We start from the raw sequence: 16,158 nt of genomic DNA on the forward strand, positions 1-16,158 counted from the left end.
AGGGGGAGTGGGTCATGGGCAAGGTCACACGCCGGGGATTCCTCGGTGGCACCGCGGCGCTCGGCGGCGTGGCGATGACAGCGGAACTCGCGGGATTGACGACGCCGGCGGAGGCGGCCGGCGGCCCGCCCTTCGGCCCCGTCGTCGTTCGCCCCGCCGACCCCCGCTACGACGACCTGGCGGTACGCAGGACGAACCAGCGTTTCCGGCCGCGGCCCGACTACTTCCACGTGGTCGGCTCCACCGAGCAGGTCGTCGCGGCCGTCAACGAGGCGGTCCGCGCCGGCCGCCGCGTCACCGTCCGCAGCGGCGGCCACTGCTACGAGAACTTCGTCGGCGACGGCGCCCAGGTCGTGATCGACATGTGCGAGATGTCCGAGGTGTACTTCGACGCCGAGCGCGGCGCGTTCGCCATCGAGGCCGGCGCCACGCTCATGCAGGCGTACCGCAAGCTCTACCTCGGGTGGGGCGTCACCATCCCCGGCGGCCAATGCGGGGGCGTGGCCGCCGGGGGCCACATCGCGGGCGGCGGGTACGGCCCGCTGTCGCGCCGCCACGGCCTCACGGTCGACTACCTGCACGCCGTGGAGGTCGTGGTGGTCGACCGCACCGGCCGGGCCCGCGCCGTGGTGGCCACCAGGAACCCGGCCGACCCCCACCACGACCTGTGGTGGGCGCACACCGGCGGTGGCGGCGGCAATTTCGGCATCGTCACCCGCTACTGGATGCGCGACCCGAACGCCAAGGGCGGCGACCCGGCCGAGTTGCTGCCCAAGCCGCCCGCCGAGGTGCTGTCCGGCGTGGCCGTCTGGTCGTGGGACGGCATGACCAAGGAGTCGTTCCGCAGGCTGCTGCGCAACTACGCCGAATGGCACCTCCGCAACAGCGCCCCGGCAAGCCCGCAGGTCTCGCTGTGGGGCTCCCTGCTGATCCCCGGCCGTCAGGCGGGCGCCGACCCCGGGGGAATGATCCTGCCCGCCCAGATCGACGCCTCCGTGCCGGACGCGGAGCGCGTCCTGCGCGACCACTTCACCGCCGTGGCCGACGGGGTCACCCCTCAGGTGTTCGTTCCGCCGCTCACGCGCGAGCCGTGGTTCCAGGCGGTGCGGACGCTGTCGCTCAGCGCGGAGGCGGAGTCGGGCCGTTACAAGGGCAAGTCCGCCTACCTGCGCAAGCCGTTCGCCGACGAACAGGCGGACGCGGCCTTCGACGCCCTCCACCAGGCCGGCGACGTCTCCTCCAGGGGCGTGTTGTGGCTCCTGTCGTACGGCGGCCAGGTCAACACGGTGCCGCCCGCCGCGACCGCCACCGTGGAACGCCAGTCCATCCTGAAGGCGCTCCACCTGGTCACTTGGGACGAGGGCCAGGACGGTGCCGCGCACCTGGCGTGGGTGCGCCGCCTGCACCAGCGGACGTTCGCGGCCACGGGCGGCGTGCCGGTGCCCGGGGGCGACTGCGGTGGCGCCTACATCAACTACCCGGACATCGACCACGCCGACCCAGCGTGGAACACCTCCGGCGTGCCGTGGTCCACGATCTACTACGGGGACAACTACGCCCGCCTGCAGCGGGTCAAGAGCCGCTGGGATCCGCGGAACGTCTTCCGCCATGCCCTCTCCGTCCGCCCGCTCGCGAGATAGAATTGCCCAAGCGCTTGCTTCGATCACGATGTGGTGTGATCCTTCGAGTGGCGATCACGGCCGGGGCTCCAACGCCCCGTGGCCCGCTTCGTACGCCCTGTGAACGCCCCACGAGCGAAGGGACCGACCCGCCATGGCCGAAGCGACGCACGCAAACCCCGCCCCCGAGGGTCCCAGCCGGCGCACGCTGCTGCGTGGGGCCGCCGTCGCCGGCGGCGCGCTGGTGACGGGCGCGGCGCTGGGCGGTACGCCCGCCCGCGCCGAGGTCGAGTACGACGTCGTCGTGGTCGGCGCCGGCGCCGCGGGTATGACCGCGGCCCTCGCCGCGGCCAAGCGGGGCCTGCGTACCGTCGTGGTGGAGAAGGCGCCCACGTTCGGCGGGTCGGCCGCGCGCTCCGGCGCCGGGATCTGGATCCCGAACAACGAGGTCATCCTGGCCGCCGGCGTGCCGGACACCCCCGCCAAGGCCGCCGCCTACCTCGCCCGGGTGGTCGGCGGCGACGTGCCGGTCGAGCGGCAGCAGGCGTTCCTGGCGGCCGGGCCGGCCATGATCTCGTTCGTGATGCGCAACAGCCCGCTGCTGTTCCGGTTCATGGAGGGCTACTCCGACTACTATCCGGAGTTCCCCGGCGGCATGCCGAACGGGCGCTCCATCGAGCCCGCCCAGCTCGACGGCCGCATCCTGGGCGCCGAGCTGGACCGGCTGAACGCCCCGTACATCCCCAGTCCGGCCGGCATGGTCGTCTTCAGCGCCGACTACAAGTGGCTGACGCTCGCTCTCGTCAACGCGAAGGGCGCGGCGGTCGCCGCCGAATGCCTGCTGCGGGGCACCGAGGCCGCGCTGCGCGGCGAGAAGCCGCTGACCATGGGCCAGGCCCTGGCCGCCGGACTGCGTGCCGGGCTGCTGTCGGCCGGTGTGCCGGTGTGGCTCAACACCCCGCTCACCGACCTGCACCTCGAGGGCGGGCGCGCGAGCGGCGTGGTGGTGTCGAGGAACGGCGCCCAGACCCTGGTCAGGGCCGCCCGCGGCGTCATCGTCGGCTCGGGCGGGTTCGAGCACAGCGCGGCCATGCGGGCCGAGTTCCAGCGCCAGCCCATCGGGACGAGCTGGACCGTCGGCGCGAAGGAGAACACCGGAGCCGGCATCGAGGCCGGCGAGCGCGCCGGGGCGGCACTGGGGCTGATGGACGACGCCTGGTGGGGGCCCGCCATCCCGCTGCCCGATCAGCCGTACTTCTGCCTGGCCGAGCGCACGCTGCCCGGCTGCATCATCGTCAACGGCGACGGCGTGCGCTTCGTCAACGAGGGCGCCCCCTACAGCGACGTCGTGCACGTCATGTACGACCGCAACACCCCCGCCGACCAGCACATCCCGTCCTGGCTGATCGTCGACCAGCAATATCGCAACCGCTACCTGTTCAAGGACGTCGCCCCGCTCCTGCCGCTGCCCGCCTCCTGGTACGACAGCGGCGCCGTGCACAAGGCATGGACCATCGAGCAACTGGCCCAGCGGATCGGCGTGCCCGCGGGGGCGCTGCGCGGCACGGTCACGCGCTTCAACGAGTTCGCCGCGACCGGGAAGGACCTCGACTTCCACCGCGGCGACAGCGCCTACGACCGTTACTACACCGACCCGTCCGTCAAGCCGAACCCCTGCCTGGCGCCCTTGTGGCTGCCGCCGTTCTACGCGTTCAAGATCGTACCGGGGGATCTCGGGACGAAGGGCGGGATGGTCACGGACGGGCGGGCACGCGTGCTGCGGGCGGACGGCTCGGTCATCCCCGGCCTGTACGCGGCCGGCAACGCCAGCGCCGCCGTCATGGGCCACAGCTACGCCGGCTCGGGCTCGACCCTCGGTCCCGCCATGACGTTCGGCTACGTCGCCGCCAACCACATCGCCGACTCGATGTAACAACTGCTACATTCGGCAGTGTGACAACGCAGTGGGTGGTGCTCCTCGTCCGGCTGCCCGCCGGTCCGTCACGGCACCGGGTCGCGGTGTGGCGGGAGCTGCGCAGGCTCGGGGCCGTGTCCTTGGGGCAGGGCACCTGGACGGTGCCCGACGTGCCGGTCTTCGCCGACGGTCTGGCCCGGGCCGTCGAGCTCACCGGTACGGCCGGGGGAGAGGCAGTCGTGCTGGAGGCGGCCGGTCGCACGCCGGCCGACTCCGAGCGCCTGCAGGCCATGTTCACGGCCGCCCGCCGGGAGGACTGGACCGAGTTCCTCGCCGACTGCGGAAAATTCGAGGAGGAGCTGGCCAAGGAGATCCGGCAGGCCAAGTTCACGCTGGCCGAGTTGGAAGAGGAGGAGCAGTCGCTGGAGCGGCTCCGGCGCTGGCACCGCGCCCTGACCGCACGCGACGTGTTCGGCACCCCGGAGGCCGAGCAGGCCGCCCAGCAGCTGGCGGCGTGCACGGCGGCCTGCGAGGACTACGCCGAACGTGTCTTCGCCGCCCTCCACCAGACGCCGGGAGCGCCCGCATGAGCGCCCGGACGGTGGGCGCCGTCGCCCGGCGGGCGCGGATGAGCGCCCGGACACAGCACCGCCAGCGGCGGACGCCGTCGCCGGGCGGGCGCGCATGACGGCGTCCGGCGCGCAGGCGCCGGCCACGCCGCGCGGGCGGATGTGGCCGCTGTACGCGGCCGGGTTCACCACCGCGTTCGGCGCGCACGGCGTCGCGGCCAGCCTCGGCGGCCAGTCCCCGGACGCGGTGACGTCGCTGCTGGTCCTGGGTGGCCTGCTGGCGCTGTACGACGGCGCCGAGGTGCTGCTCAAGCCGGTCTTCGGCACCCTGGCCGACCGGATCGGCGCCCGCCCGGTGCTGCTGGGCGGCCTGGTCGCCTTCGCCTGCGCCTCGGCCGTGTACGCGCTCGCCGACAACCCCGGCGCGCTGTGGGCCGCCCGCCTCGGCCAGGGCGCCGCCGCCTCCGCGTTCTCCCCGTCGGCCTCCGCCCTGGTCGCCAGGCTCAACCCGGCCGGCACGCACGGCCGCGCGTTCGGCGGCTACGGCTTCTACAAGAGCCTCGGCTACACGCTGGGGCCGCTGCTCGGCGGCGTGCTGGTGTGGGCGGGCGGGCTCCGGCTGCTGTTCGCGGTGATGGCGGTGCTCGCGGCGGCCGTCGCAGTGTGGGCCGCGCTGGCCGTGCCCCGTGTGCCGCCGCTGCCCAGGACCCGGCAGACCGTGGTGGACCTCGCGCGCCGCCTGGCCGAGCGGACGTTCTGGCAGCCCACGGCCACGCTGGCCGCCGCCACCGCCGCGCTGTCGGTCGGCGTCGGCTTCCTGCCTGTCTCCGGGGCAGCCGCGGGCCTCGGCCCCATCGCCACCGGGGCCGCAGTGTCCGTGCTGGCCGCCTGCGCCGCCATCGTGCAACCGGCCGCCGGGCGGGCCCTGGACGCCGGCCGGATCACCACCCGTGCGGGCCTCGCCGCCGGTCTCGCGATCACCGCCGCCGGCCTGGCCCTGGCGGTGGTGCCGGGCCTGGCGGGAGTGCTGGCGTCGGCCGTGCTCATCGGGGCGGGCACAGGACTGATCACCCCGCTGGGCTTCGCCGCCCTGGCCGCCTCAACGCCGCAGGAGCGGCTCGGCCAGACCATGGGGACCGCCGAGCTCGGCCGCGAGCTGGGCGACGCGGGCGGCCCGCTCCTGGTCGCCGCCGTCGCCACGGCCGCCACCCTCGCCCACGGCTACGCCGCGCTCGCCCTCCTGCTGGTCATCGCCCCGGTCGCCCTGCTCGCCGGCGCCCTCCGCGCCCGCGGGTGAGGCTCAATGGGGGAAAGATCCGCGAATCAGGGCGGTCCCGGGCGAATCCTGGCAGACTCACCGGGTGACCGCGTCGTTACGCATGAGGAGGATCATGCCCCCGAGGATCACCACCGCCCTGGTCGTCGCCGCATCCGTCATCAGCCTCGCCCCGGCCGGCCAAGCATCCGCGACCGCCGCCGGGCCCGCGACCGTGCCCGCCGCCGTGTCCGCCGCCGGGCCCGCGACCGTGCCCGCCGCCGTGGCCGGCGTCAGTGCCAAGCCGAACCTGCGTGCCTGCTACGACGGCAGGTGCAAGCTGACCCTCACCAAGCGTGTGACGTTCCGGGTCAGCTCCCGCTTCGGCATCACCAGGCTGTCCGTCGGCTTCACCGGGAAAGTTGTGACCGTGAAGGGTACCGGGCCGGGCATCGGCGCGGGAGCGTCATTCAGCAAGGGCGGGTCCGCGACCGTCAGCGGCATCAAGTTCAGCATCGTGTCGCTGTCGTCGCGCAAGGCGGTGCTCAACCTCGTCCCCGTACGCTGACCCGCGCGTCGCGTCACGCAGGAGCAACACCGCGATGTCGTCCGCACGCTGGTCCACGGAGGCCTCCTCGATGAGGGACTCCGCCAGGTCGTGCAGGGGCACGCCAGGGATCGGGGTGAAGCGCTCGGCCAGGTCCGCTATCGACTCGCCCAGGTCGAGGCCCGGCTCCTCGATGAGGCCGTCGGTGTAGAGGGTCAGCACGGAGCCGGGCGGCAGGTCCAGTTCCGTGGTGGCGTACTCGGCCTCCGGGTCGATGCCGAGCAGCAGTCCCGGTGACGTGTCGATGACCTGGGCGGGCCTGCCCGGCCGGCCGAGCAGCGGCGGCACGTGTCCCGCGCTGGCCAGGCAGGCGATGTGCCGCTCCAGGTCGAGGCTGACGTACAGGCAGCTGGTGAACCGGTCCGGGGCCAGCTCGATGAGCAGCCGGTTGGTGTGCGCGAGCACCTCGCCGGGGGTGGCGCCGGACGTGGCATGGGCGCGGATGGCGGTGCGCACCTGCCCCATGAGTGCGGCGGCGGTGACGTCGTGCCCCTGGACGTCGCCGATGACCGCGGCCACCATGGTGTCGCTCAGCCGGATCAGGTCGTAGAAGTCACCGCCGATGTCCATGCCGGGATTGGCTGGCACGTAGCGGGCGGCCAGCTCCAGGCCGGGCACCTCGGGCAGCGTACGCGGCAGCAGGCTCGACTGCAGGCACTGGGCGAGCTGATGCTTGACGTCGTAGAGCCGGGCCCGCTCGAACGCCTGCGCGATCAGCCCGGCGAGCGCGGTCAGCGTGGCGCGCTCGTCGGTGCTGAAGTGGTGCGGGCGGTCGTAGGCCAGAACGCAGGTGCCGATGGGCCGCCCGGACGTGATCAGTGGCAGGAACGCCCAGGCGGACATGTCGTCGGAGCGCAGGGCGTCCGGGTAGGCCGCACGGAGCTCGTCCCAGGAGGAGAAGAAGGCCGGCTTGCCGATGTCGTACGGATGCCGCTCGGAAGCCGGCGGGATCACGTGACGCCCGTCGAACTCCTCGACGGCCTCCCTGCTGTATCCCCGGGAGGCGGCCACGCGCATCCTGCCGGCCCCTGAGGTGAGGATGGCCAGGGCCTGCACGTTGTAGACGGGCATGACGTGGTCGGCGACGAGGTCGACCACCTCCTGGGCGGTCACCGCCCGGGCGAGCGTGGTCGCCAGGTGCAGCATCTCGTGCAGCGCGATCACCCGGGTGGGGCGGTCCGCGCCGGTCTCCGGCACGTGGCGGGTGCGGTCGTGGTCCGCCTCGTCGGGCGTGATGCGCACCGTGATGCCGGTCAGGCCGGGGAACAGCCGGAAGGACAGCAGCCGCCCGTCCTTGTTGCGGCCGGTGAACGAGGTGACCTGCCGGCTGAAGACCGCGGCACGGTGGCGGTCCTCGAAGACCGGATTCCATGGCAGCGCCTTCCACAGGCGCTCACCGAGCAGCTCCGACGAGCAGATTCCGAGCAGGTCCGAGGCCGACGTGGTGAGGAAGGTCACGCGGCCCTCCACGTCCAGCGAGCAATATCCCTCGGGGAGCCGGTTGAGACACTCCATGGCCACCAGTTGCCCGTTCGGCTCGGCCGTGTGCACGAGACGGGGATCCAGGACCCGGGGCCTGGGCCCGGGGATGATCGGACGGCCTTCGTCGGCCGCCTCCCGGAGCACCTCCCCGATGCGGGCGCAGGTCGCGTCCATGATGGTACGCAGGCGCCGGCTGAGCATGGTCGCGGGCCCCGAAGGCAACAGCAGCACGAGCCCGCCCCAGACGGTGTCCTCGGTGCGGATCGGGGAGATCGCCGCCGCGTAGTGGTAAGGCAGCGCGAGCGCCGCCGTGGGGAACGCGCGGGCCATGTGCTCCCGGTCGGACAGCCAGATCATGTGCCGATCGCGCACCGCCGCCGCGACCGGCACGGGGTCGTTCCTCCTGATCCTGGCCCACGCGCGGGCGGCCCGCGCGGGCATGCCCACCTGCGCGTCCATCAGCAGCACCTCGCCGTCCTCCGCCACAAGATAGACGGCGCCGATGTGGGCGCCCGTGCCGGCGACGGCCTTGATCAGCAGCTCGTCCAAACGAGACGAGCCACAGTGTGAGGCGGCCTCCTCCCGCACCGCCTCAGCCCTTCCTCACGCTCACGAACCGTGAACGGAAAAGCAGCTCCAAACCCCACATAGGGGCAGAATACACGCAGGAATGGAGCGAATTGCTTACGTTGTGTTCATGCTCTGGCCTGCGTCTCGTACGCCGGGGGCGCCGGTCCTTAAGGAGCGGGGCGCACTACGCTCCTCCGGCGTCGGCCTCGTCCAGGACCCGCTGGGCGACGGCGAAGGCGGCGTTGGCCGCGGGCACGCCGCAGTAGACGGCGCTCTGCAGGAGCACCTCGCCGATCTCGTCCGGGGTCAGCCCGTTGCGGAGGGCCGCGCGCACGTGCATGGCCAGCTCCTCCAGGTGGCCGTGGGCGACGAGCGCGGTGAGCGTCACACAGCTGCGGGTACGGCGGTCCAGGCCCGGCCTGGTCCAGATCTCGCCCCAGGCGTAGCGGGTGATGAAGTCCTGGAAATCCCTGGTGAACGGGGTGGTGCGGGCGATCGCCCGGTCCACGTGCGCGTCACCGAGCACCTCCCGGCGTACCCGCATGCCGGGGACCTCGGGCAGGTGGGCAAGGAGCGCGGCCGTGACGCGTCCGGGCTGATCGACGTTGGCCAGGTGCGCGGCGCCGGCCAGCTCGACGAGCGTGGCGCCGGCGATGCCGTCGGCCAGCTGCCTGGCGTGCGCGGGCGGCGTCGCCGGGTCGTCCCGCCCGGCCACGATCAGGGTGGGAGCCTTGATCGCGGCCAGCGAGTCGCGCAGGTCATAGGCCGACAGGGCGTCGCAGCAGGCGGCGTACCCCTCAGGGTCGGCGGTGGCCAGGTCGCCGAGCAGCGCCTGGGCGAGCGGTGCGGGGAGGTCGGCGGGCGCGCCGGCGAACCAGCGCTTGGCCGTGGCCTCCAGCAGCGGCCCCGTCCCCTCGGCGCGGACCAGCCCCGCCCGGTCCCGCCACGCCTGCGGCTCGCCGAACCTGGCGGAGGAGCAGACCATCGCCAGCGACCGGACTCGGCCGGGGTGGCCGAGCGCCAGGGTGGCGCCGATCGCGCCGCCGATCGAGATGCCCGCATAGTGGAAGCCGCCGAAGCCTCGCGCGTCGGCCACCTCCAGCACCATGCGCGCCAGGTCGTCGATCGAGCTCACGGCGGCCGCCGGTGAGCCGCCGTGGCCGGGCAGGTCGAATCTGAGCACCCGGAAGGTCCGCGCGAGCGCGGCCACCTGCGGCTCCCACACCCGCAGGGACGTGCCCACCGACGGGCCGAGGATCAGCGGCTCGCCGTTCTCCGGGCCGTCCAGCCGGTGCTGCAACATCGTCATTCCTCCTCGAGCGCCCGCTCGACCAGGGCCCGTGCGGAACCTGCCGATCCGGACAGTGTGCCGGACCCGGGCACGTCGGACAGGGTGCCGGACTCGGGCACGTTGGACAGGGCCAGGTTGGCGCGCATGCGGTCCGGGTGCACCCGCAGGTCCGCGACCAGTTCGGCGGCGTCACGTGCGGCTCCGGCCACCAGGCGCAGCGCCTCGCGCAGCGGCTGCCATTCCGCGTGCCAGGCGCCGGACGGGCGCTCGTCTTCGGCGGCGAGCGAGCCGTACAGGATGGCGGCGAGCAAGGGCAGCTGGCGGGCGGCGGCAGCGATCATCGTGGATCTGACCGGGTTGTGCTTGTGCGGCATGGACGACGACCCGCCGCCGACGCCCTCGGACACCTCGCCGATCTCGGTACGCGACAGGACGAGCACATCGGCCGCCATCTTGCCCAGCGCCCCCGCCGTGAACGCCAGTGCGCCGGCCAGGTCGGCGACGGGCGTCCGCAACACGTGCCACGGAAGCCGCGGCTCCGCCAGCCCGACCTCCGCCGCGAACCGAGCCACGAGCAGCAACCCGGCATCGCCACCCGCCGCGCTGCCACCCGCCATGCCGCCACCCGCCATGCCGCCACCCGCCGTGCCGCCGCTGGCCGCCGTGCTGTCACCCGCGTCGGCCGTGCCGCCGCCCGCTACGCCGCCGTCGGTTGCCCACGCGTCGGTGGCGCCGTTCGGCGGCGGGCCGGCAGGCGCGGCCGTTCCCCGGGTGGGGTGGAAGGCGGCCAGGGTGCCGGCCGCGCCGCCGAGTTGGGCCGGGAGCGCGGCCCGGGCGGCACGCAGGCGGGTGCGGGCGTCGGCGGCCAGCAGGCGCCAGCCCGCCGCCTTGAGCCCGAACGTCGTCGGGACCGCCTGCTGGGTGAGGGTCCGTGCGGCCATCAGGGTGTCGCGGTGGCCGGCCGCCAGCCGGCCGAGCGCGCCCACGACCCGGTCGAGGTCCGCCAGGACCGCGCCCAGCGTGCGGTACGCGACGAGCATGATCGCCGTGTCGACGATGTCCTGGCTGGTCGCGCCGCGATGGACGTACGCGCCATAGGGCTCCGCGGCCTGGCGGAGATCCACCACCAAGGGAATGACCGGATTGCCGCCGGAACGAGCCCGTTCGACCAGCCCCGGCAGATCGAACGCCGTGACCCGCGCGCAGGCCGCCACGGCCTCGGCCGCCTCCCGGGGCACCAGCCCGAGCGCCGCCTGCGCCCGCGCCAGCGCCGCCTCGGCATCCAGCATGGCCTGCAGGAAGGCGACGTCGCCGGTCTCCTCGGCCGCGCCCCGCATCGGGGACAGCAGCCCGAGGTCCGCGCCGGGCACGTCACCCGAAGTCAAGGAAGACCGTCTCCTTCTCGCCCTGCAAATGGATGTCGAACCGGTAGACGCCCTCGCGCTCCCGCACCGCGACCAGCGTCTCCCGCCGGTGCGGTGGCAGCCCGTCGAGGAAGGCGTCCTGGCCGAAGTAGATGCGCGTGTACAGGTGGTGGAGCAGGCCGCGGGCGAACACGCACACGCTGATGTAGCCGTTGCCGGGCGGCAGCGTGTGCAGCGCGTACCGGCCGTCGGCGTCGGTCGGCACCCGCCCGAACCCGGTGAAGTCCAGCCCGTGCCGCCCGATGACGGCCCCGGTCACCGGGTCGCGCCGCAGCGTCCCGGGAGCGCCGCTCAGGTCGCCCGACGGGTCGGCCTGCCAGAACTCCAGCAGCGCGTCCGGCACCGGCTCGCCGGCCCCGTCGTACACGTACCCCTGGACGGTGATCCCGCCGGCGGCCACGTCGCCGCCGCCGGGGAACGGCAGCGCGTAGCCGTAGAACGGGCCTACGGTCTGCGAAGGCGTCGGGTTCATCGGCCCTCCTCCATCCAGGTCGCCGCCGGGCCGTCCAGCACGATGTCCCACCGGTAACCCAGGGACCACTCGGGCACGGACAGGTCATGCTCGTAGGCGGCGACGAGCCGCTGCCTGGCCCGCTCGTCCGTCACCGACTGCAGCACCGGGTCGTAGGCGAACAGCGGATCGTTCGGGAAGTACATCTGCGTGACCAGCCGCTGCGTGAAGGCCGCGCCGAACACCGAGAAATGGATGTGCGCGGGACGCCAGGCGTTGACGTGGTTACGCCACGGGTACGCGCCCGGCTTGATCGTCGTGAACGCGTAGCGGCCTTCGTCGTCGGTCAGGCACCGGCCCACCCCGGTGAAGTTGGGGTCCAGCGGCGCGGGGTGATCGTCACGCTGGTGCAGGTACCGGCCGGATGCGTTGGCCTGCCAGACCTCCACCAGCTGGCCGCGTACCGGCCGCCCCGAGCGGTCGAGCACCCGCCCCTGCACGGTGATCCGCTCGCCGAGCGGCTCGCCGAGGTGCTGCTTGGTCAGGTCCGCGTCCAGCGCGGTGACGTCGGTGACGCCGAAGACGGGACCGGACAGCTCGGCCGCCTCGGGGTCCTGCACCGCGATCAGCGGCTGCTTGGGATGGCGCAGCACGCTGCTGCGGTAGGGGACGAAGTCCCGCGGCGGATGGTTCGCCTCCTGGCCGTCGGCGGCCTTGTGCAGCTCGGCGATCTCCTGATCGATGTCCGCCTGGGTGAGGGGTGGGGTCATTGCGCCTACCTTTCGAGCACGACGGCCAGGCCCTGGCCGACGCCGATGCAGAGAGTAGCCAGGCCGGTGCCGGAGCCGGCCGCCGCCAGGCGGTGCGCCACGGTGCCGGTGACGCGGGCGCCGGAGGCGCCGAGGGGGTGGCCGAGCGCGATCGCGCCGCCGTTCGGGTTGACGAGGGCGGGGTCGAGATCGGGCAGCTCGGCCAGGCAGCCGAGCACCTGGGCGGCGAAGGCCTCGTTCAGCTCGACCGTGTCCAGGTCGCCGAAGGCCTTGCCCGCCTTGGCGAGGGCCTTCTGCGCGGCTTCGACCGGCCCGAGCCCGAAGTAGCGGGGCTCGAGCGCGCTGGCGGCGCCCGCGGTGATCCGCGCCAGGGGCTCGCGGCCGCGCAGCCCGGCCTCGTCGGTGAGCAGCAACGCCGCCGCGCCGTCGTTGAGCGGGGAGGAGTTGCCCGCGGTGACCGTGCCGTCCTTGCGGAAGACCGGCTTGAGCCGGGCGAGCTTGTCCAGCGAGGTGTCCTCGCGGATGCCCTCGTCCCTGGTCACGTCGCCGATCGGGACGATCTCGCGCTCGAAGGACGACTTGGCCGCCTTCTGGTGGCTGGCCAGCGCGTACGCGTCCTGCTCCTCCCGCGAGATGCCGTGCTTGTCGGCGATCAGCTCGGCGGCCTCGCCGAGCGGCACGGTGTGCTCGGCCGGCATCTTCGGGTTGATCAGCCGCCAGCCGAGCGTGGTGGACACCAGCTCCTGCCCGCCCGCCGGGAAGGCCCGGTCCGGCTTGGGCAGCACCCAAGGGGCGCGGGTCATGGACTCCACGCCGCCGGCGATCACGGTGGACGCGTCGCCGAGCGCGATCATCCGGTACGCCTGGATCACGGCCTCCATGCCGGAGCCGCACAGCCGGTTCACGGTCGCGCCGGGGGTGGTCACCGGGAGGCCCGCCAGCAGTGCGGCCATGCGGGCGACGTTGCGGTTCTCCTCGCCCGCGCCGTTGGCGTTGCCGAAGATCACCTCGTCCGGGGCCACCACGTTGTTACGCTCGGCGATCGCCGCGACGACGTGCGCGGCCAGGTCGTCGGGGCGGATGCCGGCCAGCGCCCCGCCGTGCCGGCCGAAGGGGGTGCGGACGGCGTCCACGATGTAAACGGTGTTCATGCCAGCACCTCGGCTCCCGTACGGTCCCGCAGCTCTTCCACGCTCACGCCCGGCGCGCACTCCACCAGCCGCAACCCGTCAGGCGTGACGTCGAGCACGCCGAGGTCGGTGATGATCCGGTGGACGCACGCCTTGCCGGTGAGCGGCAGCGAGCACTCCTTGACGATCTTCGGTGAGCCGTCCTTGGCGGTGTGGTCCATGATCACGATGACCTTGCGCGCGCCGTGGACCAGGTCCATCGCCCCGCCCATACCCTTGACCAGCTTCCCAGGAACCACCCAGTTGGCCAGGTCGCCGCCGGCCGAGACCTGCATCGCGCCCAGCACCGCCACGTCGATGTGCCCGCCGCGGATCATGCCGAACGACAGCGACGAGTCGAAGAACGCCGCCCCATCCCGCACGGTCACCGTCTCCTTGCCCGCGTTGATCAGGTCGGGGTCGACCTCGTCCTCGGCTGGGTAGGGGCCGACGCCGAGGATGCCGTTCTCAGAGTGCAGGATCACGTCCACGTCGGCCGGCAGGAAGGACGGGATGCGGGTGGGCAGGCCGATGCCCAGGTTGACGTAGTCGCCGTCGCGCAGCTCGGCCGCGGCGCGGGCCACCATCTCGTCACGCGTCCAGCTCATGAGCGGATAGTCCTCTTCTCGATGCCCTTGTCAGCGGCCTGCTCGGGGGTGAGCGCGAGCACCCGCTGGACGAAGACGCCCGGCAGGTGCACCTCGTCCGGGTCCAACTCGGTCAGCTCCTCGACCTCGGCGATCGTGATCCGCCCCGCCATGGCGGCGAGCGGGTTGAAGTTCCTCGCGGCCTTGCTGAAGACCAGGTTGCCGTGCCGGTCGCCCTTCGCCGCCCGGACCAGCGCGAAGTCCGTCGTGATGCCGTACTCCAGCACGTACGGGCGGCCGTCGAACTCCCGCACCTCCTTGGGCGGCGAGGCGACCGCGATCGAGCCGTCCGGGTTGTGGCGCAGCGGCAGGCCGCCGTCGGCCACCGGCGTGCCGACCCCGGCCGGGGTGTAGAAGGCGGGGATGCCGCTGCCGCCCGCGCGCAGCCGCTCGGCCAGGCTGCCCTGCGGGGTCAGCTCCACCTCCAGCTCGCCCCCGAGGTACTGCCGGGCGAACTCCTTGTTCTCGCCGATGTACGACGCCGTCACCCGGGCGATGCGTCCGGCCGCCAGCAGCACGCCGAGGCCGCCGCCGTCGACGCCGCAGTTGTTCGACACCACGCCGATGCCGGTCACCCCGGTGTTGTAGAGGGCCTGGATCAGCACGTTGGGGATGCCGCTCAGCCCGAAGCCGCCGACCGCGAACGACGCGCCGTCACGCACGCCGGCCAGCGCCTCCTCGGCGGTCGCGACCACTTTGTCTCTCCGCACGACGCTCCATTCACCGGGAGTGTTCGCATAGTGAACTTTTGTCCACTATTGTGTGGTCGAGTATCTGTAATGAGAGGCGCTCCTGTCAAAGGATCTCGAGGAGGTGGGCGATGGAACCGGCGGGAACCCTGGACCGCGGCCTGGCCGTGCTGTGCGTGCTGGCCGGCGACCCGCGCCGCCGCCTGGGGCCCACCGACCTGGTCCGCGCGACCGGCCTGGCCAGGTCCACGGTGGACCGCGTGCTGGCCACGCTCGCCCATCTCGGCTACCTCCGGCTGGAAGGGCGCGAGGTGCACCTGACGCCGCGCCTGATGGAGCTCGGGGAGGCCTACCTCGCCTGCGGCGGCGTGCGCGACGTGCTGTCCCCGCTGGCCGAGCGGCTGGCCGAGGACCTCGACGAGTCGGTGTCGCTGGCCGTGAAGGACGGCGACCCCGGGCCGGAGCACGTGCGCTTCATCGGCCAGTTCACCCGGCGGCGCACCATGTCGGTGGCCTTCCGGGTGGGGGACCTGCTGCCCGCCGGCCGGTGCGCGGCCGGGCTCGCGCTGCTCGACCCGGCGGCGTCGTGGGCCGAGGACGACCAGCTCGTCGAGCCGGGCCTGGTGGCCGTCGCGGTGCCCGTACGGGATCCGGACGGCACGCCGGTGTGCGCGGTCAGCGTGGTCAGCCACACCAGCAGGCACACCGTCGCCGGGCTGCGCGAGCACGCCCTGCCCCGGCTGCTCAAGACGGTCGCGGAGATGGAGGCCAGACTGGCCCGGCCGGCCCCCGAGCCGCGCAGGGGGATCGCCGCCGAGGACACCTCCCGGGCCGCCAAGAAGGAACTGGGCGCCGGCTACCTGCAGTCGCTGGCCCGCGGCCTGGCCGTGCTGGTCGCGCTCGGCACGGTGCCGGGCGGCTCGACCCTGGCCGACGCGGCCAGGGTCACCGGGCAGCCGCGGGCGACCGTGCGCCGCGCCATCCAGACACTGGAACGGCTCGGCTACGTGGCCGCCGACGGCCCCCGCTTCGTCCTGCTGCCCAAGGTCCTGGAGCTCGGCTACGCCCACCTGTCCGGCCGCGCCTTCCGCGCCGTCGTCCAGCCGCACCTGGCCGACCTGGTGGCCCGCGTCCACGAGTCCGCCTCGGTCGCCGTGCTCTCCGGCGACGACATCGTCTACCTGGCCCGCGTGCCGACCCAGCGCATCATGAGCGTCGACATCACCGTCGGCACCCGTTTCCCCGCGTACGCGACCTCGATGGGGCGGGTGCTCCTGGCCGGCCAGCCGGAGGAGCGGCTGGACGCCATCACCCCAAGACCGCTGTCCCGGCACACCATCACCACCACCGCCGAGCTGAAGGCGGCGGTGCGGCAGGCGGCCGCCGACGGGTACGCCCTGGTCGACCAGGAGCTGGAGGAGGGCGTGCGCTCACTGGCGGTCCCCATCAGGGACCGCGCCGGGCGGGTGGTCGCGGCCGTGAACGTCGCCACGCACGCCAGCCGCGCCACCCCCGATGACCTGGTGCGCGACGTCCTGCCCGCGCTCCAGGACGCGGCCGCCCGCATGGAGGCCGACCTGGCGTACGTCCACGGCCCCGCCTGGAACGGCGCCCTGCCCGAGGCCGCCCGCTTGACCCGCTGAACCACGGCTCGAGTGGTGACCCAGACGTAGCCGGTGGAGCCGTCGACCGGGCACCAG

The 16,158-nt window shown here is 73.4% G+C and carries 14 protein-coding genes; 6 read left to right on the top strand and 8 right to left on the bottom strand.

Features of this window, described 5'->3' with window-relative positions; genetic code table 11:
• Positions 1 to 14: 14 nt before the first annotated feature.
• The 5 genes from Q9G87_RS48825 to Q9G87_RS48845 all read left to right on the top strand — a co-directional run bounded on the left by Q9G87_RS48825 (position 15) and on the right by Q9G87_RS48845 (position 5,926).
• The gene (locus Q9G87_RS48825; RefSeq protein ID WP_305923517.1) at positions 15 to 1,640 is read left to right on the top strand and encodes an FAD-binding oxidoreductase; all 1,626 of its coding nucleotides are present in this window, start codon (positions 15 to 17) and stop codon (positions 1,638 to 1,640) included.
• Positions 1,641 to 1,773: 133 nt separating this feature from the next.
• Positions 1,774 to 3,552: a 3-oxosteroid 1-dehydrogenase gene (kstD, locus tag Q9G87_RS48830; RefSeq protein ID WP_305923518.1), complete on the top strand. Its 1,779-nt coding sequence runs from the start codon at positions 1,774 to 1,776 to the stop codon at positions 3,550 to 3,552.
• A gap of 20 nt (positions 3,553 to 3,572) precedes the next feature.
• Positions 3,573 to 4,124 carry a Chromate resistance protein ChrB gene (locus Q9G87_RS48835; RefSeq protein WP_305923519.1) on the top strand — a complete coding sequence of 184 codons (552 nt, stop codon included), beginning with the start codon at positions 3,573 to 3,575 and terminating at the stop codon, positions 4,122 to 4,124.
• Between the two features lie 94 nt (positions 4,125 to 4,218).
• Positions 4,219 to 5,400, top strand: a complete 1,182-nt coding sequence (locus tag Q9G87_RS48840; protein WP_305923520.1) for an MFS transporter — start codon at positions 4,219 to 4,221, stop codon at positions 5,398 to 5,400.
• A 94-nt stretch (positions 5,401 to 5,494) separates the two neighbouring features.
• Positions 5,495 to 5,926, top strand: coding sequence for a hypothetical protein (locus Q9G87_RS48845; RefSeq protein WP_305923521.1), 432 nt, complete (start codon positions 5,495 to 5,497; stop codon positions 5,924 to 5,926).
• Here Q9G87_RS48845 and Q9G87_RS48850 read toward each other — a convergent pair.
• The 8 genes from Q9G87_RS48850 to Q9G87_RS48885 all read right to left on the bottom strand — a co-directional run bounded on the left by Q9G87_RS48850 (position 5,825) and on the right by Q9G87_RS48885 (position 14,479).
• Positions 5,825 to 7,996 (bottom strand): SpoIIE family protein phosphatase, encoded by a 2,172-nt coding sequence (locus Q9G87_RS48850; RefSeq protein ID WP_305923522.1) that lies wholly within the window; start codon positions 7,994 to 7,996, stop codon positions 5,825 to 5,827. The genes Q9G87_RS48845 and Q9G87_RS48850 overlap by 102 nt on opposite strands.
• 205 nt (positions 7,997 to 8,201) lie before the next feature.
• A complete protein-coding gene (gene pcaDC / locus Q9G87_RS48855) occupies positions 8,202 to 9,320 on the bottom strand; it encodes a bifunctional 3-oxoadipate enol-lactonase/4-carboxymuconolactone decarboxylase PcaDC (protein WP_371825940.1) in 1,119 nt (372 codons plus the stop codon).
• 2 nt (positions 9,321 to 9,322) lie between these two features.
• The gene (locus tag Q9G87_RS48860) at positions 9,323 to 10,693 is read right to left on the bottom strand and encodes a lyase family protein (protein WP_305923524.1); all 1,371 of its coding nucleotides are present in this window, start codon (positions 10,691 to 10,693) and stop codon (positions 9,323 to 9,325) included.
• The gene (gene pcaG / locus Q9G87_RS48865) at positions 10,680 to 11,204 is read right to left on the bottom strand and encodes a protocatechuate 3,4-dioxygenase subunit alpha (protein ID WP_305923525.1); all 525 of its coding nucleotides are present in this window, start codon (positions 11,202 to 11,204) and stop codon (positions 10,680 to 10,682) included. The genes Q9G87_RS48860 and pcaG overlap by 14 nt, the downstream gene beginning before the upstream one ends.
• A complete protein-coding gene (gene pcaH / locus Q9G87_RS48870; RefSeq protein ID WP_305923526.1) occupies positions 11,201 to 11,953 on the bottom strand; it encodes a protocatechuate 3,4-dioxygenase subunit beta in 753 nt (250 codons plus the stop codon). Before pcaH ends, pcaG begins: the two co-directional genes overlap by 4 nt.
• A 5-nt stretch (positions 11,954 to 11,958) precedes the next feature.
• Positions 11,959 to 13,104 (bottom strand): thiolase family protein, encoded by a 1,146-nt coding sequence (locus tag Q9G87_RS48875; protein WP_305923527.1) that lies wholly within the window; start codon positions 13,102 to 13,104, stop codon positions 11,959 to 11,961.
• Positions 13,101 to 13,730 carry a CoA transferase subunit B gene (locus tag Q9G87_RS48880; protein WP_305923528.1) on the bottom strand — a complete coding sequence of 210 codons (630 nt, stop codon included), beginning with the start codon at positions 13,728 to 13,730 and terminating at the stop codon, positions 13,101 to 13,103. The genes Q9G87_RS48875 and Q9G87_RS48880 overlap by 4 nt, the downstream gene beginning before the upstream one ends.
• Positions 13,727 to 14,479, bottom strand: a complete 753-nt coding sequence (locus Q9G87_RS48885; RefSeq protein ID WP_305923529.1) for a CoA transferase subunit A — start codon at positions 14,477 to 14,479, stop codon at positions 13,727 to 13,729. The genes Q9G87_RS48880 and Q9G87_RS48885 overlap by 4 nt, the downstream gene beginning before the upstream one ends.
• Before the next feature lie 110 nt (positions 14,480 to 14,589).
• Between Q9G87_RS48885 and Q9G87_RS61000 the strand changes: the two genes are divergently transcribed.
• Positions 14,590 to 16,101 (top strand): IclR family transcriptional regulator domain-containing protein, encoded by a 1,512-nt coding sequence (locus Q9G87_RS61000; protein WP_371825936.1) that lies wholly within the window; start codon positions 14,590 to 14,592, stop codon positions 16,099 to 16,101.
• The last annotated feature ends 57 nt before the right edge of the window (positions 16,102 to 16,158 follow it).

The organism is Nonomuraea turcica (assembly GCF_030718205.1).
In the GTDB taxonomy this organism is placed as follows: domain Bacteria; phylum Actinomycetota; class Actinomycetes; order Streptosporangiales; family Streptosporangiaceae; genus Nonomuraea.